This window comes from Nocardia sp. NPDC057272, assembly GCF_042668615.1.
Lineage (GTDB): Bacteria > Actinomycetota > Actinomycetes > Mycobacteriales > Mycobacteriaceae > Nocardia.
Map to the genome: position 1 here is coordinate 25130 of NZ_JBHUYK010000042.1, position 21795 is coordinate 46924.

Annotated in this window: 19 protein-coding genes; 12 read left to right on the top strand and 7 right to left on the bottom strand. The window is 67.8% G+C overall.

Features of this window, described 5'->3' with window-relative positions:
* The gene (gene arcA / locus ACFULV_RS33055) at nt 1-1242 is read right to left on the bottom strand and encodes an arginine deiminase (RefSeq protein WP_378663679.1); all 1242 of its coding nucleotides are present in this window, start codon (nt 1240-1242) and stop codon (nt 1-3) included.
* A gap of 164 nt (nt 1243-1406) precedes the next feature.
* Between arcA and soxR the strand changes: the two genes are divergently transcribed.
* Together soxR and ACFULV_RS33065 are read left to right on the top strand one after the other, a co-directional pair.
* The gene (gene soxR, locus ACFULV_RS33060; RefSeq protein WP_101465780.1) at nt 1407-1892 is read left to right on the top strand and encodes a redox-sensitive transcriptional activator SoxR; all 486 of its coding nucleotides are present in this window, start codon (nt 1407-1409) and stop codon (nt 1890-1892) included.
* A 33-nt stretch (nt 1893-1925) separates the two neighbouring features.
* Entirely contained in the window at nt 1926-2678 is a 753-nt protein-coding gene (locus ACFULV_RS33065) for an isocitrate lyase/phosphoenolpyruvate mutase family protein (protein WP_378635997.1), read from the top strand.
* Between the two features lie 3 nt (nt 2679-2681).
* On the opposite strand, the gene ACFULV_RS33070 is transcribed toward ACFULV_RS33065, so the two are convergent.
* Complete coding sequence (locus ACFULV_RS33070; RefSeq protein WP_378663709.1) at nt 2682-3479, bottom strand: TetR/AcrR family transcriptional regulator; 798 nt, start codon at nt 3477-3479, stop codon at nt 2682-2684.
* 81 nt (nt 3480-3560) lie between these two features.
* Here ACFULV_RS33070 and ACFULV_RS33075 point away from each other — a divergent pair, with 81 nt between their 5' ends.
* Nucleotides 3561-4751, top strand: a complete 1191-nt coding sequence (locus ACFULV_RS33075) for a DUF418 domain-containing protein (protein ID WP_378663682.1) — start codon at nt 3561-3563, stop codon at nt 4749-4751.
* A 62-nt stretch (nt 4752-4813) separates the two neighbouring features.
* Here the strand turns inward: ACFULV_RS33075 and metG are convergent, their stop codons facing one another.
* Complete coding sequence (gene metG, locus ACFULV_RS33080; protein WP_378663684.1) at nt 4814-6382, bottom strand: methionine--tRNA ligase; 1569 nt, start codon at nt 6380-6382, stop codon at nt 4814-4816.
* Nucleotide 6383: 1 nt separating this feature from the next.
* Here metG and ACFULV_RS33085 point away from each other — a divergent pair, with 1 nt between their 5' ends.
* The 5 genes from ACFULV_RS33085 to rsmA all read left to right on the top strand — a co-directional run bounded on the left by ACFULV_RS33085 (nt 6384) and on the right by rsmA (nt 12070).
* Nucleotides 6384-7238 carry a TatD family hydrolase gene (locus ACFULV_RS33085; RefSeq protein WP_378663687.1) on the top strand — a complete coding sequence of 285 codons (855 nt, stop codon included), beginning with the start codon at nt 6384-6386 and terminating at the stop codon, nt 7236-7238.
* Nucleotides 7239-7410: 172 nt separating this feature from the next.
* Nucleotides 7411-8538 (top strand): transglycosylase family protein, encoded by a 1128-nt coding sequence (locus ACFULV_RS33090; RefSeq protein WP_378663689.1) that lies wholly within the window; start codon nt 7411-7413, stop codon nt 8536-8538.
* Between the two features lie 197 nt (nt 8539-8735).
* Nucleotides 8736-9881 (top strand): alpha/beta fold hydrolase, encoded by a 1146-nt coding sequence (locus ACFULV_RS33095; RefSeq protein ID WP_378663692.1) that lies wholly within the window; start codon nt 8736-8738, stop codon nt 9879-9881.
* 118 nt (nt 9882-9999) lie between these two features.
* Nucleotides 10000-11151, top strand: a complete 1152-nt coding sequence (locus ACFULV_RS33100) for a lipase family protein (protein WP_378663712.1) — start codon at nt 10000-10002, stop codon at nt 11149-11151.
* Between the two features lie 34 nt (nt 11152-11185).
* Entirely contained in the window at nt 11186-12070 is an 885-nt protein-coding gene (rsmA, locus tag ACFULV_RS33105) for a 16S rRNA (adenine(1518)-N(6)/adenine(1519)-N(6))-dimethyltransferase RsmA (protein WP_378663694.1), read from the top strand.
* Between the two features lie 347 nt (nt 12071-12417).
* Here rsmA and ACFULV_RS33110 read toward each other — a convergent pair whose 3' ends face one another.
* Nucleotides 12418-12624, bottom strand: a complete 207-nt coding sequence (locus ACFULV_RS33110; RefSeq protein ID WP_358071300.1) for a cation transporter — start codon at nt 12622-12624, stop codon at nt 12418-12420.
* A 153-nt stretch (nt 12625-12777) separates the two neighbouring features.
* Between ACFULV_RS33110 and ACFULV_RS33115 the strand changes: the two genes are divergently transcribed.
* Both ACFULV_RS33115 and ACFULV_RS33120 read left to right on the top strand, forming a co-directional pair.
* Nucleotides 12778-13713 carry a 4-(cytidine 5'-diphospho)-2-C-methyl-D-erythritol kinase gene (locus ACFULV_RS33115; protein ID WP_378663697.1) on the top strand — a complete coding sequence of 312 codons (936 nt, stop codon included), beginning with the start codon at nt 12778-12780 and terminating at the stop codon, nt 13711-13713.
* A gap of 198 nt (nt 13714-13911) precedes the next feature.
* The gene (locus tag ACFULV_RS33120) at nt 13912-15702 is read left to right on the top strand and encodes an ABC-F family ATP-binding cassette domain-containing protein (RefSeq protein WP_378636023.1); all 1791 of its coding nucleotides are present in this window, start codon (nt 13912-13914) and stop codon (nt 15700-15702) included.
* A 58-nt stretch (nt 15703-15760) separates the two neighbouring features.
* Here ACFULV_RS33120 and ACFULV_RS33125 read toward each other — a convergent pair whose 3' ends face one another.
* Both ACFULV_RS33125 and ACFULV_RS33130 read right to left on the bottom strand, forming a co-directional pair.
* Nucleotides 15761-16663, bottom strand: a complete 903-nt coding sequence (locus ACFULV_RS33125) for an Abi-alpha family protein (protein WP_378663700.1) — start codon at nt 16661-16663, stop codon at nt 15761-15763.
* Nucleotides 16654-17868 (bottom strand): hypothetical protein, encoded by a 1215-nt coding sequence (locus ACFULV_RS33130; RefSeq protein ID WP_378636028.1) that lies wholly within the window; start codon nt 17866-17868, stop codon nt 16654-16656. The genes ACFULV_RS33125 and ACFULV_RS33130 overlap by 10 nt, the downstream gene beginning before the upstream one ends.
* Before the next feature lie 405 nt (nt 17869-18273).
* On the opposite strand from ACFULV_RS33130, the gene ACFULV_RS33135 reads away from it, so the two are divergent.
* Together ACFULV_RS33135 and ACFULV_RS33140 are read left to right on the top strand one after the other, a co-directional pair.
* Nucleotides 18274-19146: an Abi-alpha family protein gene (locus ACFULV_RS33135; RefSeq protein WP_378663703.1), complete on the top strand. Its 873-nt coding sequence runs from the start codon at nt 18274-18276 to the stop codon at nt 19144-19146.
* A 282-nt stretch (nt 19147-19428) separates the two neighbouring features.
* Complete coding sequence (locus tag ACFULV_RS33140) at nt 19429-19953, top strand: nuclear transport factor 2 family protein (protein ID WP_378636353.1); 525 nt, start codon at nt 19429-19431, stop codon at nt 19951-19953.
* A gap of 20 nt (nt 19954-19973) precedes the next feature.
* Here the strand turns inward: ACFULV_RS33140 and ACFULV_RS33145 are convergent, their stop codons facing one another.
* Nucleotides 19974-21614, bottom strand: coding sequence for a peptide chain release factor 3 (locus ACFULV_RS33145; RefSeq protein ID WP_378636033.1), 1641 nt, complete (start codon nt 21612-21614; stop codon nt 19974-19976).
* Nucleotides 21615-21795 lie beyond the last annotated feature (181 nt).

Consider the following 21795-nt stretch of genomic DNA (forward strand, 5'->3'; position numbering starts at 1 on the left):
TCACACCTCGTCTCGGGACAGCGGGCAGGACATACAGCGCGGACCGCCGCGGCCGGAGCCCAGCTCCGAACCGCTGATGGTGACCACCTCGATACCCGCCTCGGTCAGGCGCGAGTTGGTCATCTCGTTGCGTTCGTAGGCCACGACCACGCCGGGCGCGAGGGCGAGGGTGTTGTTGCCGTCGTCCCACTGTTCGCGTTCGGCGTCGGGCCCCTCGCGGCCGGTGTCGATCACGCGCAGCTTCGGGATGCCCATCGCCGCGGCGGCGGCGGGCAGGAACGGTTCGGGTCCGGTGATGCTGATGCGCTCGAGGTCACCGCGTCCGGAGAAGCCGTCTTCGCGGCGGATGGTGAACGCCTCCAACGATTTCCGCACACCCGGATACATCACCACCGCGTCGGTGTCGACCATGGTGCAGACGGTGTCGAGATGCATGGTGGCCCGGTTCTGCGCGATCGGCACCACCAGCACGGTGTGCGCGAGCTCGTCGTCGAACAGGCTGCGCGCCAGCGCTTCCGCGCCGGCGGGGGTCGTCCGCTCGCCGACACCCACGGCGACAACACCTTTGGCGAGCAGCAGCACATCGCCGCCTTCGATCGGCGCGGTGTGTGACTCGTAGGCCCGGCGCACGCCGAGGAAACGTGGATGGAACGCGTAGACGAGGTCGGTGATGGAGGTCTCGCGGCTGCGGGCGGGCAGGGCCAGCGAGGTGATCGCGACCTTCGGGCCGACCCAGAACGAGGAATCACGGGTGAACAGCAGATTCGGGAGCGGATCGACGACGAAATCGCCGCCGTGGTGCATGCGGCGCACCAGCGAGGTGGCATCGGGGCCGAACGGCAGCTCGTCGAAGGTCATCCCGGCCATCAGGATGTCGGCGAGCGCGGGGGCGTCGAATTTGCGCAGTTCGGCGGCGAGCTGGTCGGCCAGGCCGTGGCCGAGCCTGCGCGCATCGACTGCCGCCGAGATGCCCTGGATCCTGGCAGCCCCACTGGCGCTGAGGGTTTCGGTCAGCAGGTCTGCCAGTAACAGCACCTCTACGCCGCGCTCGCGCAGTACGGTGGCGAAGGCGTCGTGTTCGGCTTGTGCGCGCTCGACCCAGGGGATGCCGTCGAAAAGCAGCTGGTCGTTGTTGCTCGGGGTGAGTCGGCGTAGTTCTGCGCCGGGGCGGTGCAGCAGCACCGTCCGTAGCTGGCCGACCTCGGAGGTGACGGTCAGGCGCGAGTCGGGGGCGGTTCCCATCTGCAAACCGTAATGCGAGGACCGCGTGTCTGCGAGCTGCAACGCGCTGGGTTCGGCCGCGGCTGCTCGTCGGTGCCCGCCGCTCGGGCGCGTGTTCCGCCCATTTTTCGTACACGACACGAATACCTGAAGTATTGTTTAGGTGGTAGTGGGAGGAGCTATAGATGACGATGGCCGATTGGCAAACGAAGGAGCTGACCCCCGGGCAGCTATCCGATCGTAGTGGAGTTGCAGTGTCCGCGTTGCACTTCTACGAACGCGAAGGTCTCATATCGAGCCGTCGAACCAGTGGCAATCAACGTCGATATTCTCGCGAGACCTTGCGCCGGGTCGCCTTCATTCGCATCTCGCAGCGGGTCGGTATCCCACTCAGTGAGATTCGTTCGGCCTTGGACCGGCTCCCCGAGGGGCGCACCCCGACTCGTCGCGACTGGGAGAACCTGTCGACCACCTGGCGCGAGGATCTCGACGACCGCATCACCCAGCTCGTGCGCCTGCGCGACAACCTGACCGGCTGCATCGGCTGCGGCTGTCTGTCGCTCGGCTCGTGCAAACTCGTCAACGAGCACGACCGTCTCGGTGCGGAGGGTCCCGGTGCGCGCGTGCTCGATGTCCAGGTGAACTGCCCGCCGAAATCCGGCTGCGTATAGCTCTTGTCGGACGTCTCGGGCATCATCGCGGGTATGACTTCTCTGGATGCCAAGGCGAAGACTCTGCTCGAACTGCACCGTCCGGGAAATCCGGTGGTGCTGCCGACCGTCTGGGACGCCTGGTCGGCGAATGTCGCTGTGGCGGCCGGTTTTTCGGGCCTGACCATGGGTAGCCACCCGGTCGCCGACTCGATCGGCCGCGCCGACGGTGAGGGGATGAGCTTCGACGAACTTCTGGCCCGCGTCACCCAGGTCACCGCCTCGGTCGAGGTCCCGGTCTCGGTCGACATCGAATCCGGCTACGGCCTCGAACCGCTGCAACTGATCGATGGCCTGCTCGCCGCGGGCGCCGTCGGCCTCAATATCGAGGACACGGTGCACAGCGAGGGCAAGCGCCTGCGTTCGCCCGCCGAACACGCCGACCTGGTCCGCGGCCTGCGCGAGGCCGCCGACGCGGCGGGCGTGCACGTCGTGGTCAACGCCCGCACCGACCTGTTCCTGCGTCAAGACGGCGACGAGGCCGACCGTCTCGACCGCGCGATCGCGCGCCTGACCCTGGCCGCCGAAGCGGGTGCCGACGTTCTCTACCCGGTGGGCAAGCACGCCGACGCCGACCTGCGCCGGCTCACCACCGACCTGCCGTTGCCGATCAACGCGATCGGCCAGCCGGGTAGCCCGGCCAAGGACTACTTCGCCGACCTCGGCGTCGCCCGCATCAGCTTCGGCCCGTTCCTTCAGGCCGCCCTCGGCGCTGAGGCGACCACCCTGCTGGCTGCCTGGAAATAGCGGCTAGGCCTTGCTCTCGATCTCCGCGGCGACGCCGTTGAGGATCAGTTCGAGGCCGAAGACGAAGTCGCCGTCCGCCGGATCGTCGGGCGGCGACTGGAACAACGGCGAGGCGAACAGCTCGGCTGCCTGCGGGAGCGTGTGGGGATCGACCAGCCGGGCCAGCGCCGCGCCGTAGTTCTGGTTGACCGCGGCCTCGTCCAGGCCGGTGCCCTGCCTGGCGTCCGCCAATTGCTGGGTGAGCAGACTCGATTGCCGCACATGCATGTTCACCAGCATCACGATGCCCACTTTGGTCGCCCAGTCGAGCTCCGTGGCCGCGAGGGCGCGCAGCGCGGCGTCCAGCCAGCCGATCGAGTGGGGTCCCCGCGGTGGTCCGCTGATCGGCAGCTGGGGGAGCCACGGGTGCGCGAGAAATTCCGCGCGCAGTGCGTGCGCCCAGCGGCGCAGGCCGGTGCGCCACTGTCCGGGTTCGGTATCGATGCCGGGTGCGGGGCCGAGTGCGAGATCCGACATCAGCTCGAACAGTTCGTTCTTCGAGCCGACGTGGCGATAGAGCGCCATCTTCGTGAAGCCGAGGGTCGAGGCGACTTCGGCCAGGGTCACCGCGCCGATGCCGCCCCGGTCGGCCAGCTCCACCGCGGCGCGCACGACGCGTTCGACGTCGAGCTCCGCCGGTCGGCCGAGCCGCGCCCGATCCGGTAGCCGCCAGAGTCTGCCCAGGTCTGCGGGCACCGGCTCGTCGGTCATCGCGGCGATTACCTCCTGGGTTCGGGCAGCGTCGATCGGGCTGCGGCACATACTATCCACGCGATTACTATCCTTGGGATAATATCTAAGGGATACTTAGTGCTGCCGCTATGCGAGAGGTTGGCAACCCGCATGACCGATCAACTGGTCGCCCCCCGACCTCGAGTGCACGACGTCGACGCGCTGCGCGGCTTCGCGCTCTTCGGCATCTTCGTCGTCAACATCACCTTCATGGCCTCGGGATATCCGGGCAACCTGGTCATCGACCCCGCCTTCACCTCGCCCCTCGACGACGCTGTGCGTGGCCTGTCGTCGGTGTTCGTCGACATGAAGTTCTATGTGCTGTTCTCGTTCCTGTTCGGCTACAGCTTCACGTTGCAGATGGAATCGGCGGCCGCCGCCGGAGCGGCCTTCGAGCCGCGCATGCTGCGCCGGATCGCGGGGCTGTTCGTGCTCGGCGTGCTGCACATCGTCTTCCTGTACGGCGGCGACGTACTGACGACCTACGCGCCTGCCTGCCTGGTGCTGTTCTGGATGCGGCGGTGCCGGGATCGCACGGCGCTGCGGGTGGCCGCCGCGTTGTACGGCCTCGTGCTGGCGAGCCTGCTGCTGAGCGGGCTCTTCCTCGACACCGCGAGCTTCTTGCCCGCGCCCGAGGTGGCGCAAGCGAACGCCGAACAGGCCACCACGGCGATGCTGGGCGGGTGGGGCGAGATCATCGGCCAGCACCTCGGCGGATTGCCGTTGCTGATCCTGCAGGCTCTCACTCTGCAGGGGCCGACGGCGCTCGCGATGTTCCTGCTCGGCATGGTCGCGGGTCGCCGGCAGGTGTTCGCGCGGGTCCGCGGCGATGAACCGATCCTGCGGCGAGTCCAGTGGATCGGCTTTCCGGTGGGACTGGCGGGCAGCACGGTATTCACGCTCAGCGGCGGTACCGGGCACACGCTCGCCGTCGCGGTCAGCGTCGCCACCGCGCCGTTGCTCGCCGCCGCCTACGTCGCGACGGTGCTGCGCATGATGCACAGTCCGCGTACCGCGTGGATCGGCTCAGCGCTCGCGCCGGCGGGACGGATCGCGTTGACCAACTACCTGGGGCAATCCGCGATCGGCCTGGTGATCTTCACCGGCGTCGGATTCGGTGCGGCCGGTAGCTTGTCGCCATTGGCGACGATGGCGCTGGCCCTGCTCGTTTTCGTGACGCAACTCTGGGTGAGCGCGCTGTGGTTGCGCCGGCATCGATACGGCCCCGCCGAATGGATCCTGCGATGGGTGACCATCGGTCGCAGACCGGCCTGGCGAACGCTACCGACCGCGGTGGGCTGAGCTGCCCCTCGGTTCCGAACCGGTGGCGCACGGCGAAAGGCCGTGCGCCACCGCTCGTTCGACTATTCCTTGGGCTCGATGTAGCGCGGGAAGATCGGCTCCGGCGCGGGCAGGTCGAGCCCGGGGGCCAGGGGAGTGGCGATGTCGGCGAAGGTGCGGCCTTCCTGGGCGAGCAGGTCGAGGATCTTGCCCGCCGAGCCCGGCATCACCGGTTGGACCAGGATGGCGACGATGCGGACCACCTCGAGGGTGACGTAGAGGACCGTCGCCATGCGGGCGAGGTCTTCCTCGGTGCCCGACTTGCGCAGTGCCCAGGGGGCATTGGCGGAGAAGTAGCGGTTGGTCTCGCCGAGGGTGAGCCAGATGGCTTCCAGGGCGAGGTGCATCTGCTGAGCGTCGAACTCCGTGCGGCACTTGGCAAGGAGCGCGTTCGCGCGGTCCAGCAGGGCGCGGTCCTCGTCGGTGAATTCACCCGGAGTGGGGGATTTGGCGTCGCAGTTCTTGTTGACCATGGTCAGGCTGCGCTGGACCAGGTTGCCGAACTCGTTGGCCAGGTCGGCGTTGATGCGGCCCGCGATGGCGTCGTTGCTGTAGCTGCCGTCCTGGCCGTAGGAGATCTCGCGCAGCAGGAAGAACCGCACCTGGTCGAGGCCGTAGGTGGACACCAGCGAGAGCGGATCGACGACATTGCCCGTCGACTTCGACATCTTCTCGCCCTTGTTGTACAAGAACCCGTGCACGAACACCCGGTCGGGGAGTTCGATCCCGGCCGACATCAGGAACGCGGGCCAGTACACCGTGTGGAACCGGGTGATGTCCTTGCCGATGATGTGCAGGTTCGCCGGCCAGAACTTCTCGAACGAGGCGGAGTCGGTGTTCGGAAAGCCCACGCCCGTGAGGTAATTGGTGAGCGCGTCGACCCACACGTACATCACGTGGTCGGGCTCGCCGGGGACCGGAACGCCCCAGTCGAAGGTGGTGCGCGAGATCGACAGATCCTTCAGGCCCGCCTTGACGTAGCTGACGATCTCGTTGCGCCGGGTCGAGGGCGCGATGAACTCGGGCCGCTCTTCGTAGAGGGCGAGCAGCTTGTCCTGGTATTCCGAGAGCTTGAAGAAGTAGTTCGACTCCTCGGTCCAGGTGACCGGGGTCTTGGTCTCGGTGGACTCGCGGGTGCCGTCGGCGAGGAGGGTGGTCTCCTCCTCGTTGTAGAAGGCCTCGTCGCGCACCGAGTACCAGCCGGAGTAGTTGCCCAGGTAGATGTCGCCGTTGGCGAGCATCCGCTCCCAGATGGCGACGCAGGCGGCCTGGTGATCCTCGTCGGTGGTGCGGATGAAGCGGTCGAACGAGATGTCGAGCGCCTTGTCCATCGCCTCGAAGACATCGGAGTTGCGGGCCGCGAGTTCCTGCACCGGGATGCCTTCGGTGGCCGCGGTCTGCTGCATCTTCTGACCGTGCTCGTCGGTGCCGGTCATGAAGAACACGTCGTAACCGTCGAGTCGCTTGAAGCGGGCGATCGCGTCGGTGGAGATGTACTCGTACGCGTGGCCGATATGCGGCGCACCGTTCGGGTACGCGATGGCCGTCGTGACGTAGAAGGCGGGCGCCTCGGCGCCTTCGGCTGCACTCATGATGCCCATTACTGTAATCCGGGTGGCAAATACGAATCGTCCGGCTCCGCCTGTTCCGCCGCCGCTCGCGCCCCTGATCGACGCGCATACCCACCTCGATGCCTGTGGCGCAACCGATGCCGCGTCGACCGCGGCCATCGTCGACCGGGCCGCCTCGGCCGGTGTCGGGCACGTGGTGACCGTCGCCGACGATCTCGCCGCCGCGCAGTGGGCCGTGCGGGCCGCGAACTGGGATCCGCGGGTGTACGCCGCGGTCGCGTTGCATCCCACCCGGGCCAACGCCCTCGACGACAAGGCGAAGGCCGAGCTCGAGCGCCTCGCCACCGACCCGCGCGTGGTCGCGGTCGGGGAGACCGGCCTCGACTACTACTGGCCGGGCAAGCTCGACGGCTGCGCCGACATCGAAACCCAGATCGAGGGTTTCCGCTGGCACATCGACCTGGCCAAACGCGTGCGCAAACCGCTGATGATCCACAACCGCGAAGCCGACCACGACCTGCTCACGGTGCTGCTCGACGAGGGTGCGCCGGACACGGTGATCTTCCACTGCTTCTCCTCGGACGCCACGATGGCCGAGGCATGTGTGGCGGAGGGGTATGTGCTGAGCTTCTCGGGCACGGTGAGTTTCAAGAACGCGCACGAATTGCGCGAGGCGGCCGAGCTGGTGCCCGACGACCAGATCCTGGTGGAAACCGATGCGCCGTATCTGACACCGCACCCGTATCGCGGTGCGCCGAACGAGCCGTACTGCCTGCCGTACACCGTTCGCGCGCTGGCCGAAGTGCGCGAGCAGGACCCGCAGACGCTGGCCGAGATCACCACCGCCAACGCGCGCAGGCTGTACCGGATTCGGTAGTCCGTTTCGTCTGTTCGACAGGGGGCTGGACATTAAACGTGAGTCGGCTCACATTTGCGCGCTCACGTTGTTATCTACCAGCGCTGTCTATATCGAATTGTGATCTACGATCCCGCTGTTCGGGCGGCCTGGTGTTGTCTAACGCGCACCTCGTCGTTATCGTCCTGTAATCATGTCAGCTTTTGCGCGGATCAACTCGTCACGTTCACCGCTGCTGTTCGCAGCGGTGGCGGCTATGCTGCTGATTCTTGTCGTCGGCGCTTCGCTGGCCATCGTGAACCACAAGACGGTCGCGATCGTCATCGACGGCGAACGGACCGAGCTCTCGACGATGTCGCGCGACGTGCGCGCCATCCTGGCCGACGCGGGCTACGAGATCTCCGAACACGACGAGGTGATCCCCGCCGCGAGCGCCAAGGTCGGCGACGGCGCCACCATCACCTTCAACCGGGGCCGCGAGATCACGGTCACCGTCGACGGTGTCGAGCGCAAGGTGTGGACCACCGGCACCACCGCGGGCGACGCGCTCGCGTCGATGCAGATCCCGTCCGACACGCATGTGTTGCCTTCGCGCACCGAGAAACTGCCCCTCGCGGGTGCGGCGCTGAGTGTGTACACCCCGCGCAACATCTCGCTGGTCGACGGTGGCGCGGCCCCGGTCGATGTGCGCCTCGCCGCCGCGACCATCGGTGAATTCCTCACGGCCGCGGGCGTTCCGCTGAAGGACGAGGACTTCACCGAGCCCGCCGCCACGACCCCCCTCGCGGAGGGCATGCAGGTCGTCGTCACCCGGCAGCGCACCGAACAGCGCACCGAGACCCTGCCGCTCGATCCCACCGAAACGGTGATCGAGGACGTGACCATGAACATGAGCCGCACCGTGGTGGAGAACCCTGGGATGCCCGGTCTGCACGAGGCGACGTTCGCGGTGAAGATGGTGAACGGCGTCGAAGCCTCACGCGTGCAGGTGCATTCGAATGTGATCACGCCCGCGCAGAACAAGACGATCCGCAAGGGCGCCAAGCCGGGGACCGAGGTTCCGCCGGTGCGTGACGGTGCGGTGTGGGACGCGCTGGCCAAGTGCGAGTCGACGGGGAACTGGGCGATCAACACCGGAAACGGGTACTACGGCGGCATCCAGTTCGATCAGAGCACCTGGGAACGCCAGGGTGGCTTGAAGTACGCACCGCGCGCCGACCTGGCCAGCCGCGAAGAGCAGATCGCGATCGCCGAGGTGACGCGGGCCCGTCAGGGCTGGGGTGCCTGGCCCGCGTGCACCGGGCGCCTGGGAATCAGCTGATTTCGCGAGAACAGTCGGTAACTCCCAGCCACCTCCGCTCCGGCGTGAGGCCGAGAACTGGCACTCGGGCTCCGGGGCGACACGCTGGACATGCGCGGAGGCGGAACAGCCCAGCCTGTTAGCGTGCTCTCGTTTCGCCGGGTCTGCTGTGCTCGTGCGGCGGGGTCGGGTCGGTGACGAGTCGACGGGTGGTTGTGATGCGTAGGGTTTCGGCCTGGTGGCGTTCGGTGGCCGCGGCGGTTCTGTCGGCGGGGGTCGGGATGTGTGTGCCGCTGCCGGTGGCGCATGCGCAGGCTCCGGGGACTGTTATCGCGGTTGTTCCGCAGGGGGATGGATTCCACGGGATGTCGGGGGCTCAGGTCATCGACTACTGGACGCGCGGGGTGGGCGGTGTGTCGCAGCCCGCCAGCGGTGCGCTGTATCTGCCGACTGGTGTCGCGCCTGCGGGTGGTTGGCCTGTTGTCACTTATGACCACGGGACTACCGGGCTGGGGGCGGGGTGCGGGGGACAGTCGGATCCGGCGGGGGCGCCGTGGCCGGAATCGCAAGTGGGGCAGGATGTTTTCCTGCGGTATCTGGTGTCGAAGGGGTTCGCTGTCGTCGCGCCGGATTATCTGGGGCTCGGCAGGTTCGATACCGGTCCGCATCCATATCTCGGGATCGACACCGAGGCCACTGCCACCATCGACATGCTCCGGGCCGCGCATTCCGCGCGCGATGATCTGTCGCCGGTGTGGGTGGCGGCGGGGATGTCGCAGGGTGGGCAGGCGGCGCTCGGCACCGCGCACCGACAGGCGAGTTACGCCCCGGAGCTGGACTTCCGCGGGACCATCGCGATCGACCCGGAATCGGACGTGGAGAAGGTGGCAACGCTGCTCGGTCCGGGCAATCCCGATCGCCTCAGCGGCGGGATCCTGGGGTTCTCGGCCAGCATCCTGGCCGGACTGCGCGCTGCCCGTCCGGACGCGCAGGTCGACAGCTACCTCAGCCCGCTCGGCCGCCAGGTCCTCGACGAGATCGGTGCCCTGTGCTCGGACGCCATCGACGACCGGGTCGCTGATCTGACGCTGGGCGCGATGCTCAGCCGCTCGCTCGGCGACGAGCCGTTGCGGTCGGTGATGGCCGACTACATGACCGTGCCGACCAGCGGTTACGACGCACCGATCCTGCTGCTGGTCAACGCCACCGACCGCACGGTGCCCTCGCCGCTGCACGCGGCACTGGCCGCGCAGTTCACCGCGGGCGGCGTGCACTACACACCGGTGGTCGGGACGGGCAGTCACTGCGAGCTGAATCCGGCGATGTGGTCCGCGATCGATGAGTTCCTCGCCCGGGTGCACTGATCGCCTGCCGCTCCTTGCCCATCTGTCCCCATGGATTCAGGTCGATCCGGAGCCCGGCCAGTCCTGATCTGTACACTCGTCCAAGATCATGACCGCCTGGTAGGGAGACTGAGTTGTGCTGAACAACCCGATTCGCGCGACGGTCGTCGCCACGCTGGTCGCGGCTGCCCTGACCGCTGCCGCGTTCGCTCCGGCCGTCGCGGAGGCTCCCGGTTCGCTCATCTCGGTGCAGGCCGAACCCGCGGGCTGGCACGGGCTCAGCCGTGGCTCGTCGGTCGAGTACTGGATGACCGACTCGGCCGGCGTTCAGCGCCCGGCCAGCGGCGCGATGTTCCTGCCCGAAGGCGACGCACCGGCCGGTGGCTGGCCGATCGTGGCCTACGACCACGGCACCTCGGGTTCCGGCCCCGGGTGCGGTGGTCAGGCAGACCCGGAAACCGGGCCGCTGCCCCTGCACCGTGCCGCCGAGGACCGGCTGATCCAGCGATTCGTCGACCAGGGCTTCGCCGTGGTCACCCCCGACTACCTCGGACTCGGCCGTTTCGACACCGGCCCGCATCCATACCTCGAGGTGCGCAGCGAGGCGACGGCGACGATCGACCTCGTCCGTGCGGCCCGCGCCGCTAGCCCCGAACTGTCGCGGACGTGGAGTGCGGTCGGCACCTCTCAGGGTGGTCACGCGGCGCTGAGCGCGGCACACGTGCAGGCCGAATACGCTCCCGAACTGGACTTCCGCGGCACAGCCGCGATCGACGCGGCCTCCGATGTGGAGAAGATCCTGCCGTTCCTCGGACCCGATGTTCCCTCGGTACCCGGCCTTTCGGGCACCACGTCGTTCATCGTCAGCATCCTGGCCGGGCTGCGCGCCACCCACCCGGAACTCGACGTGGACTCCTATCTGACCGAGCGCGGCAAGGCGCTCGTCGACGACGCGGGCACCCAGTGCCTGGACGAGATCATCGCCGCGACCAACGGCGTGACCTCGGCCGAGTTCCTGGCGCGTCCGCTCGCCCCGCTGCGTGACCCGCTCGCCGCGTACATGATGCTGCCGACCAGCGGTTACGACGCCCCGATCCTGCTCACGATGAACGTCACCGACACGATCGTGCCGTCCCCGTTGCACGCGGCACTGGTCGCGCAGTTCGCGGCCAACGGCGTCGACCAGCAGGTGGTCACCGGCACCGGCAGGCACGGCTCGGTCTCGCCCGAGCAGCTCGCCGCCATCGATGGTTTCCTCGCGCGCGTCAACGCCGCCCCGACACAGCGCTGAGCTGCCCGATCAGCGAGGTTGGTAGGTTCTAGCAGTGTCCGAACCAGAGAATTCCGCTCGAGGTAGCCGTGCCGCCCTGCTCGGTCCCGCCGAGGTACGGACCCTGGCCGAGCGTTTCGGCGTCCGACCCACCAAGCAGCTCGGACAGAATTTCGTGCACGACGGCAATACGGTGCGGCGCATCGTGTCCGCGGCGGGCGTCGGCGCGGGTGACACCGTGCTCGAGGTCGGCCCGGGTCTCGGCTCGCTGACGTTGGCGCTGCTCGACGTGGTCGATCAGGTGGTCGCCGTCGAAATCGACCCCGTGCTCGCGAACTATCTGCCCGAAACCGTCGCCGATCGCGCGCCGGGCCTGGTCGAGCGTCTGCGCGTGGTCGAGGCCGACGCGCTGCGGGTGCGTCCGGAGCAGCTGCCCGCCGTGCCGACCGCGCTGGTGGCGAACCTGCCGTACAACGTGGCCGTGCCGGTGCTGTTGCACCTGCTCGCGACGTTGCCCAGCATCATGGTGTCGCTGGTGATGGTCCAGGCGGAAGTGGCCGACCGGCTCGCCGCCGAGCCGGGGAACCGGGTGTACGGGGTGCCGAGTGTCAAGGCGGGTTTCTTCGGAAAGGTCCGGCGGGCCGGTCACGTGGGGACGCAGGTCTTCTGGCCGGTGCCGCGCGTCGAATCGGGTCTGGTGCGGATCGACCGATACGCCGAACCGCCGTGGCCGATGGACGACGCGCATCGCAGGCGGGTGTTCGAGGTGATCGACGCGGCGTTCGCGCAGCGGCGAAAGACGTTGCGGGCGGCGCTGTCCGGGTGGGCGGGCTCGCCCGCCGAGGCCGAGCGCCGGCTCATCGCCGCGGGGATCGATCCGACGGCACGGGGCGAGACCCTGGAGACGTCGGCGTTCGTCCGGTTGGCTGCGACGACCTGATCGGCGCGAGCGGTGCGTCCCGCTCGGCGAATCGCGGGCTCCCGCAGGAGAACCCGCAGTACACCGGCCGTTCACCGGTGCGGGTTGTGGTGTCCCTGTGAAAGCAATTGTGGACAACCGGTTTTCGCGGCGTTCGGAGTTGATCATGATCGGCGGGTGGCGCTCCCGGTGGAACCCGGAATTCGGTGTCGCACCACGTTCGGGGAGGGATGTGGATGACATTGTGGATGATTCGTGACACGTCCTGACGTGGGTGAACCCACGGTGAACGGGGACGTTGTCGCGGACCGGGTCGATGCTGGGCGAGCTGGACGCGCGCGGCGCCTGCTCGCCCAGCACGGGTGGAGTCAGGCGCTCAGCGCGTAGCCCGCTTCGTCGACCGCGGCGGCCACATCGGTGTCGGCCAGTTCGCCCGCGCTGTCGACGCGAACGAGGCCGCTGGCGAGGTCGACGTCCACACTGGTGACGCCGTCGATCTTGCCGATCTCCTGCTTGACCGAGCTCACGCAGTGTCCGCAGGTCATCCCCGTGACGGTGTAGGTGGTGGTGGCCATGGCCGGCTCCTTCGCTCATCGAACATACGGTCCAGGGGTATGTCCCCGACACGAACGAACATACCCCCCAAGGGTACCCGCCGCAACCCCTTGGCCGAGTGCCGGGCATTCGGCGTGCGTACTAGTCGGTGGAACCTATTACGCTGGGTAATCGTGCTGTCAGTTGTGCCCAGCCCGGTCGTCGTGCGAGCTCCGTCGAAGGTGAACCTGCATCTCGGAGTCGCTGATCTGCGCCCGGACGGATACCACGACCTGACCACCGTGTTCCAGGCATTGTCCCTCGCCGACGACCTCCGATTGGCCCCCTCGGCCTCGCTCTCCGTGCGGGTCAGCGGCGAAGGCGCCGCCGAAGTACCCACCGATCGCACCAACCTGGTCTGGAAGGCCGCGGTCCGCCTGGCGCATCTGGCCGGCCGTGCCCCGCTGGTCGAGATCGCGATCACCAAGGGCATCCCGGTGGCCGGTGGCATGGCGGGCGGCAGCGCCGACGCGGCCGCGACCCTGGTCGGGCTGAACGAGCTGTGGGACCTCGGCCTGACCCGTGAGGAACTGACAACGATCGCCGCCGAACTCGGCAGCGACGTCCCGTTCTCCCTGCACGGCGGCACCGCACTGGGCACCGGCCGCGGCGAACGCCTGCTTCCGGTGCTGTCGCGCAACACCTTTCACTGGGTCCTCGCGCTGGCCAAGGACGGCCTGTCCACCCCGTCGGTCTTCCGCGAACTCGACCGGCTACGCGCCGAAGGGAAACCGCCCCGCCTCGGCGACCCCCAGAAACTCATGCAGGCACTGGCCGCGGGCGATCCGCACACCCTCGCGCCGCTGCTGGGCAACGACCTGCAGGCCCCCGCTCTCTCGCTGAAGCCGGAACTGCGCCGCACCCTGCGCGCGGGCGTCGGCGCGGGCGCCCTGGCCGGGCTGGTCTCGGGTTCCGGCCCCACCTGCGCCTTCCTCTGCGAGTCCGAGGAGGCCGCGATCGGTGTCGCCGCGGAGCTGGCAGGCGCGGGCGTGTGTCGCAGTGTGCGCACCGCGAGCGGGCCGGTTCCCGGCGCGCGAGTGCTCGACGCCGAGGCATCGTCCAAACGCTGATCGGCCCGGCCGCGGTGGCGGGCCAGAGCGGCTGACGGCCGGTCCTCTATGATCGCAAGTAACAGATCTCGTATGGACATGGGTAACTCGCCGGGGACGGGCCCACTGATCCAGCAATCCAACGTAGGCCGCCGACGCACCGCCTCCCCGCGCCTGAGTCTGGCCCGAAGTCGCGGGGAGGCGGAACAGGCTACACCTATGTCCAACCTGATCAACCTGGAACAGGTCTCCAAGAGCTTCGGCGTCAAGCCGCTGCTGGATGACGTCTCCCTCGGAATTCACGCGGGGGAACGGATCGGGGTGGTGGGCCTCAACGGTGGCGGAAAGACCACGCTGCTCGAGGTCCTGACCGGACTGGAGCCGCCCGACAAGGGCCGGGTGAGCCGGGTGGGCGGGCTGCGGATGGCCGTGGTCACCCAGCGCGGCGTGCTGCCCGAGGGCGCCAGCATCGGTTCGATCGTGTTCGCCGGGCTGTCCGACGACCTGTCGACCGCCGACATCGCCGACCACCAGTGGGCCGCCGACTCGCGCGTGCGCTCGATCCTCGAAGGCATCGGCATCGCCGATCTGGGCCTGGACACCCTCGTCACGAACCTCTCCGGTGGCGAACGCCGCCGCGTCGCCCTGGCGGCGGCGCTGGTGCGCGACCTGGATCTGCTGGTCCTCGACGAGCCGACCAACCACCTCGACATCGAGGGTGTGCAGTGGCTGGCCGAACACCTGGTCGCCCGGCGCACCGCGCTCGTCGTCGTCACCCACGATCGCTGGTTCCTCGACACCGTCGCCAACCGCACCTGGGAGGTCGTCGGCGGCAAGGTGGAGGTCTACGAGGGCGGCTACGGTGACTGGATCTTCGCCCGCGCCGAACGCGCACGTCAGGCCGACGCCTCGGAGTCGCGCAGGCAGAACCTGGCCCGCAAGGAGCTGGCCTGGCTGCGGCGCGGTGCCAAGGCGCGCACCTCCAAGCCGCGCTATCGCGTCGAGGCCGCCGAGGCACTGATCGCCGATGTGCCCGCGCCGCGTGACTCGGTCTCGCTGGCCGCCTTCGCCCGCAAGCGCCTCGGCCGCGTGGTGATCGAACTCGAGGATGCCGCCCTCACCACCCCCGACGGCCGGGTGCTGGTCGACGACCTCACCTGGCGGCTCGCGCCGGGCGAGCGGGTCGGCCTGGTCGGCGTCAACGGATCGGGCAAGACGACGCTGCTGCGCGCGCTGGCCGGGGAGACCGAACCCGCCAAGGGCAAGCGGATCCAGGGCCAGACCGTGCAGATCGGCTGGCTGCGGCAGGAACTCGACGACCTGCCCACCGATATGCGGGTGCTGGAGGCCGTGCAGCAGGTCGCACAGCGAATCATGCTCGGCGACAAGGAGATCTCGGCCGGTCAGCTCGCCGAACGGCTCGGTTTCACCCCGGCCCGCCAGCGCACCCCGGTCGGTGACCTCTCCGGTGGTGAACGCCGTCGCCTGCAGCTCACCCGCATCCTGATGGCCGAACCGAACGTGCTGCTGCTCGACGAGCCGACCAACGACCTCGACATCGACACCCTGCAGCAGCTCGAGGATCTGCTCGACAACTGGGCGGGCACGCTGGTGGTCATCAGCCACGACCGCTACCTGGTCGAGCGCATCTGCGACTCCACCTGGGCCCTGTTCGGTGACGGCAAACTCACCAACCTGCCCGGCGGCATCGATTCCTACCTCGCCAAGCGCGCCACCATGGCGGGCAACGCCAAGCCGCTCACCGCGAAGACCGGTGGCACCTCGACGGATTCGTCCGACCGCCGCGCCGCCCGCAAGGAACTGTCGAAGGTCGAACGCAGCATCGCCAAACTCGACGAGCGCGAACAGAAACTCCATACCGCCCTCGCCGACGCCGCGACAGACCCGGACAAGCTGGTCAAGCTGGGAGCCGAGCTGAAGGAAGTTGTCGCCGAAAAAGAAGCGGCAGAAGAGCGCTGGATGGAATTGGCAGAAGCCGCCGACCAGTGATCTCGCACGCACATGGGTAACTCCCGTGGTACGGGCTGACTCGGCGGGAGTCCTGCTCTCAGCCGCCGACGCTCCGTGACCGCGCACTCGAGTCCGGCCCGAAGTCGCGGGGAGGCGGACCAGTGGTTTCTCGGCCGTCGTTGATGACGACCGGTAAACACGTCTGGACGAAATCGGCGCCGAATTCGGTGAGCAGGATGCTGCGGTAGCTCACCTTCGTACCGAAACCGGGGCGCTTCAACGCCTCCCGCACCTGTTCCTGGGCCTCGATGACCTGGTAGCGGTGCGGGTTGCCGACGGGTTCGCGGGTGGACTCGATGAGCCCGAGCCTGCGCAGGTTGGGCAGGTACTGCGGCACCCGGTTCGGAAACCGCAGGCCGGCGTGGTCGCCCAGCATGGTGAGTCCGCTGATCAACCGCTCACCACCGAACGCCCGCTGCCGGCCGGTGCGCACATCGATGGCGGGCTGCGGTCCGTCGACGTGCAGGAAGCGCAGGATCCGTGCTTCGTCCGGCGTGATCTCGGCGAGGATGCCGGGATAGGCCGGATGGGCGTCGGGCTGCGCGGCGGTGGTGCTGGCGGATAGGCGCAGCAGTTCGGCGCCCTGCTCGCGCAGGGTCGGCGTGCCGTCCTCGTGGTGGTGTTCCGCGCCCGTGGGCAGGCCGAGGGCGTGCCGGAGCCGGTCGCGCACTTCGGTCTCCGCTTCCGCGAGCACCTCGTTGGGCGGGTTGCCCGCCATGCTGCCGCGCAACACCGTGACGGTCACCCCGAGCGCGGTGTCCAGGGTCCACAGCGTCATTCCCGAGGCTGCGGTCAGCGCGACGCGCGCCACCCCGGTCGCCGCCCGAACCGTGCGCACCGGGGAGACGGGCAGCAGGCCACGCCTGTCGGTGGATACCTCGAGCGGCGGTACCGAACGTCGCACCATGTCGGTGGACGGGGTCCCGTCGTCTACATCCATGTCGTCGCTACTCCTGTTCCGAAGACCAGGATGTGAGCGTATCCGGCGAGCAGTCCCAGCGCGCCGCCATGGACGAAAAGCAACCATTCGTCCTGTTTGATCGCCGAGCGCAGCATGTCCACGAAGTCATGGGGGGAAAGTGCGGACATTTGCCGGGCGATGTAATCGTTGACCTGCCTGCTCTGCTGAGCATTGAACGCGGGGTCGGCGAAGGCCATGGGCGCGATCGTCATGGCCTGCGTGGTGAGAGTTGTTTGCAGCGAGTCGTATTCGCGGCTGCCGAGCATGAATTTCACCGCGGGCCGCGCGGGCCCGAGCGCACGGTCGGCGGCCGGGCGCAGGGTGTCCTCGAGCATCTGCAGGGTCCGGTCCGAGCGCGGTCCGTTGAGCAGTTCGTCGCCGATGTTGGCCACCGTGACGACCTCGGTGGACACCAATGCCGCGTAACCCGCGGTGATTTCGGGCTGGCGCTTGATCAGCAGACCCTGCCGCCACGGGCACCACCACTTCGGTGTGGCGGGCGCGAAAATCATATTGATCCCGATCCAGTTCACCACCCAGCCGATGATGATTCCGCCGACCGGCAGCACGACCAGCGCTGAGAGTCCGGTGGTGTGCAGCGCGAGCACCAGCAGCAGGCCGCAGGGTGCGCCGAAGTAGAAGCCGAAGTTCTGCATGAACCGAAGCTCTTTGGCGCCGAGTACCTGGAACAGCTGGTTGAGCAATTGGGGTCGGGCCTGGAAGTAGCGGATCACCATCTGCTTCACATCGAGCAGCTGATCGATATTGGCGCCGAGTTCCATGGTGAGGTCGCGCAGGATCTCCGGCAGTTGCGAACGCACCCGCTGATGGATCATCTCTCTGACTTGAACAGGCAGGTTGTACCAGAGCTGTGGATGCTCGCGGCGCAAGATCACCTCGACGATGTCGCGGATCTGCGCGTCGGCCACCTCCGCCAGATGTTCGGCCAACTTCTCCGGGTCGAGCTCGCGATAGAAGTCGGCGACGCTGCCCAGCTTGGACAGGCCCTTGTCGACCGCGATGCTGGCCATCTTGTCGGCACGCGAGGGCACGATGCCCTGCCAGCCGATCCGGCCGTCATAGCTGAGCAGCGGCAATACCTGGATCCGCTTGGGCAGATAAGGGAAGACCGCGCGCAGACCGGGCAGTCGGAATCCGTGGAATTTGATCGGCTGGAACAGCATGAGAATGCCGGACCAGTTGGTTATGTAACCGATAATTCCTGTGAAAAGAGGAATGGTCAGAATTTCTAGCAGGAGTGTCGGGTGTAACCCGAACACACTCTCCAACACGACACGCCCTCCTGCCGATACCCGGTGACCACCGCCTCACCGAGAACCAAAAATTTATCACCCCCGCGGCGAGGTGACCCTACTGTGAGATGAGGAACTGGGTCCATTCGTCGTGGGTCAGGCCACAGGGTAGTGTCTGAGACATCAGTCACAGAACCTGTCCCGAATGGCGTACTCGCCTTGGCGAGTCGGACACAATGACCACCACCACCTTTCGTGACAGGCCACAAATACCGTGCAGAGGGGACGCGCGGTGGGTGGTGGCACTGTTCACATGGCGAGACTTCGGAGTAGGACGTGACAGACGACAGGACCGGACAGGACCTGGCCCGTGCCGGTACCCGCGCCGTCGAGCGCAGCTCGGATGTCGAGCAGCGACAGATCAGTAATGAAGCACGGTTGATCCGTGGCGTGTTCCGCGCCGCCGGATTGGCCGCCGGTACCGCGGTGCGCGGCAGTCAATGGGCTGTCGGCACCACCTATGAGGTCACCAAGGAACTGGCGCAGGCGGCGCTGGACGGCGAATCCTCCGCCGATATCGCCGAGCGCACCGGCAATGCCCTGCGCTCCATCGCGCGCAGCGCACTCGGCGTCACCGAGGGGTCGGTGCGCGAGATCGTCAGCTATGTGCCGACGCCGAACGGCGCGTCGCAGCAGTCCATCACCGTCGGCCCGTACCTGCGCTCGGCCACTACCGATGACCTGCGGCGACGCGGCGACGCGCTGTTGGCCCGCTCGGCCGACGTGTACTTCACCGAAGACGTGCACCCGGCCTATGACCGCATCCTCGACGAGGTCGCTCCCGACGAGGCCCGCATCCTGCGATTCATGGCCCTCAACGGTCCGCAACCCTCGGTCGACGTGCGCACCAACCGCCCGCTCGGCATCGGCTCGGAGCTGGTGCAGGGCGACCTGACCTCGGTCCCCGAACAGGCGGGCGTGCGCTACCCGGACCGCGCTCGCTCCTACCTGATCAATCTCAACCGCCTCGGACTCACGCTCACCTCCGACGATCCGGTGGTGCTGAGCCGGTACATGGTGCTGGAAGTGCAGCCGGTCGTGGAACACGCGCTCAAGAAGGCGGGCCGCGCGCCCAAGATCGTGCGCAAGAGCCTGCGTCTGTCGGAATTCGGCGAGGATTTCTGCCGGACCTGCTTCACCATCGGGTAGCTCAGACAGCCGGGACAGCCGGCGCCGGAGGTCACACTCCGGTGTCGGCAGTGATAGCGATCTGATACAGAACGGGCGGCGAGCCGTTTCTGGTGGGATCGTGGAGAGATGGAGCAGGGCCCGGAATTGCCGAACGTGCACGTCGACGAACCTGTCGCGTCCGCGTGGACAGGCCCTGTGCCGTTGCTGCCCGGCGAGGACGAGCCATTGGTCGCCGGATCGGACTCGGGGGAGGCGTGGATGGCGACAGCGCCGTCGGACGACGACGAACAGCCCGCACCGATCGAGCGTCCGCCCGATCACCCCGACGACCTCATCGCGATCAGCAGGTTGAAATACCGCTACCTGCGCAGCCTGGACACCAAGTCGTGGGACGAGTTCGCCGACACCCTGGTCCCCGAGGCGACCGCTACCTATAGCGAGTATCTGCAATTCGAGTCGCGCGAGGCCTTCCTGGCCTTCCTGCGCAACACCCTCGGACCGCATGTGATCACCGAGCATCGCTGCGACCACCCCGAGATCGATGTCGACGGTGACACCGCCAGCGGCACCTGGTACCTGGCCGACACGGTGATCATCCCCGAACACAACATGTGTCTGCGCGGCGCCGCCTTCTACACCGACAGCTACGTGCGCTGCGAGGACGGGCACTGGCGCATCTCCCACACCGGGTACGAGCGCACCTACGAAGTAGTGCTCTCGCTCAGCGATCTACCCAGCCTGCGGCTCACCGCGAGCCGCTGGGGAATGATCGCCCAGGAGAACCACATCTCCTCGGTGGAACGCAATCCCGGACCGGCCGCCTGATACCTCCGGCCCAGACAGCGTCAGTCCGCGGTGGCGACCAGCGGTTCCAGCGTGAGTTTCGGGTGTTCCTTCTCGATGTACTGCAGCCGCCACTTGTCGCTGAACAGCGCCAGGATCACGCCGTCGGTGCGGGTGAACACCTCGACCCCGCGCTGGCGATCCAGCTCGGGCGCCGACTCCGCGTCGGTGCGCCGCGCCAGCGTGAAGGGGAGGAAATCCAGCTGGGTCTCGACGTTGAACTCGCCCTGCATCCGCGCGGTGACCACCTCGAACTGCATCGGACCGACCGCGGCCAGCACGGGGGTGGCGTCACCGCGGGCGTCGTTGCGCAGCACCTGCACCACGCCCTCGGAATCGAGCTGGTCGATGGCCTTGCGGAACTGCTTGTACTTGCCCGCGCTCTGCGCGCGCAGCGTCGCGAAATGCTCGGGGGCGAAGCTCGGGATCGGCGGGTACTCCACCTTCTTCTCGACGAACAGCGTGTGGCCCGGCGCGAGCGCGGTGGCGTTGACCAGGCCGACCACATCGCCGGGGTAGGCCGTGTCGACCGTGGTGCGCTCGCGGCCGAAGACCGTCAGCGCGTATTTGGTGGCGAACGGGCGACCGGTCTGCGCGTGGGTCACCACCATGCCGCGCTCGAATTCGCCGGAGACGATCCGCATGAACGCCAACCGGTCGCGGTGGGCGGTGTCCATGCCCGCCTGCACCTTGAACACCACCGCGCTGAACGGGTCACCGGTCGTGCGTTCCTTGCCCGTCACGTCCTCGCGTGAGCCGGGCGCGGGCGCGAGCTGCACCAGCGTCTCGAGCAGTTGGCGCACACCGAAGTTCAGCATGGCCGAGGCGTAGATCACCGGCGAGGTCTGGCCCGCCAGGAACATCTCCTGATCGTGGTCCTGCCCGGTCGCCGAGAGCAGTTCGCTCTCCTCGGCCGCGGTCGTCCACGCCTCACCCTCGCGGGCTTCGGCTTCGTCGGCGGTCAGGTACTCCTCGGGGGCGATGGTCGCGCCACCGGCGGTGCGGGTGAAGTGGATGTACTCGGCCGCCTCGCCTTCCGGTCCGCGACGCAGCAGGCCGCGGAAATCGCCCGCGATGCCGACCGGCAGGAACAGTGGCGTGGGCGTGAGGCCGATCCGCTCGCTGATCTCGTCGAGCAGTTCGAGCGGGGCCTGACCCGGCCGGTCCCACTTGTTGATCACGGTGATCACCGGGATGCCGCGGTGGCGACACACCTGGAACAGCTTGAGCGTCTGTGGCTCGAGGCCCTTGGCCGCGTCGATCAGCATCACCGCCGCGTCGACGGCGGTGAGGACCCGGTAGGTGTCCTCGGAGAAATCGGAGTGGCCGGGGGTGTCGACGAGGTTGATCACATTGTCGATATCGGACCCGGCGGCGCGGTAGTTGAACTGCAGCGCGGTCGAACTCACCGAGATACCGCGCGCCTTCTCCATTTCCATCCAGTCCGACACCGTCGACTTGCGACCGGCCTTACCGTGGATGGCGCCCGCCTCGGAGATCATCCTGGCGTGCAGGGCCAGCGCTTCGGTGAGCGTCGACTTACCCGCGTCGGGGTGCGAGATCACGGCGAACGTGCGCCGACGGGCCACCTCGGCGGGCAACCCGCGGGGGGTGGGGGCGACGTTCTCTCCGGACTCGGACAAAGGGGAGCCTTTCGGTGGGGGCAGCCTTTCCAGGGTACGAGGGGCTGAAGGGGTGGTCACAGGGGGGATCACTTGTTCGGTAGTCCCAGGAGGTTTGACGCTGTGTTTTTGGAGCGCTGGCGCGCTCGAGTCGCGGCCCCGAGGGGCCGCCGGTTAGCCACCGGGGCTTGCTCCTTCGTCG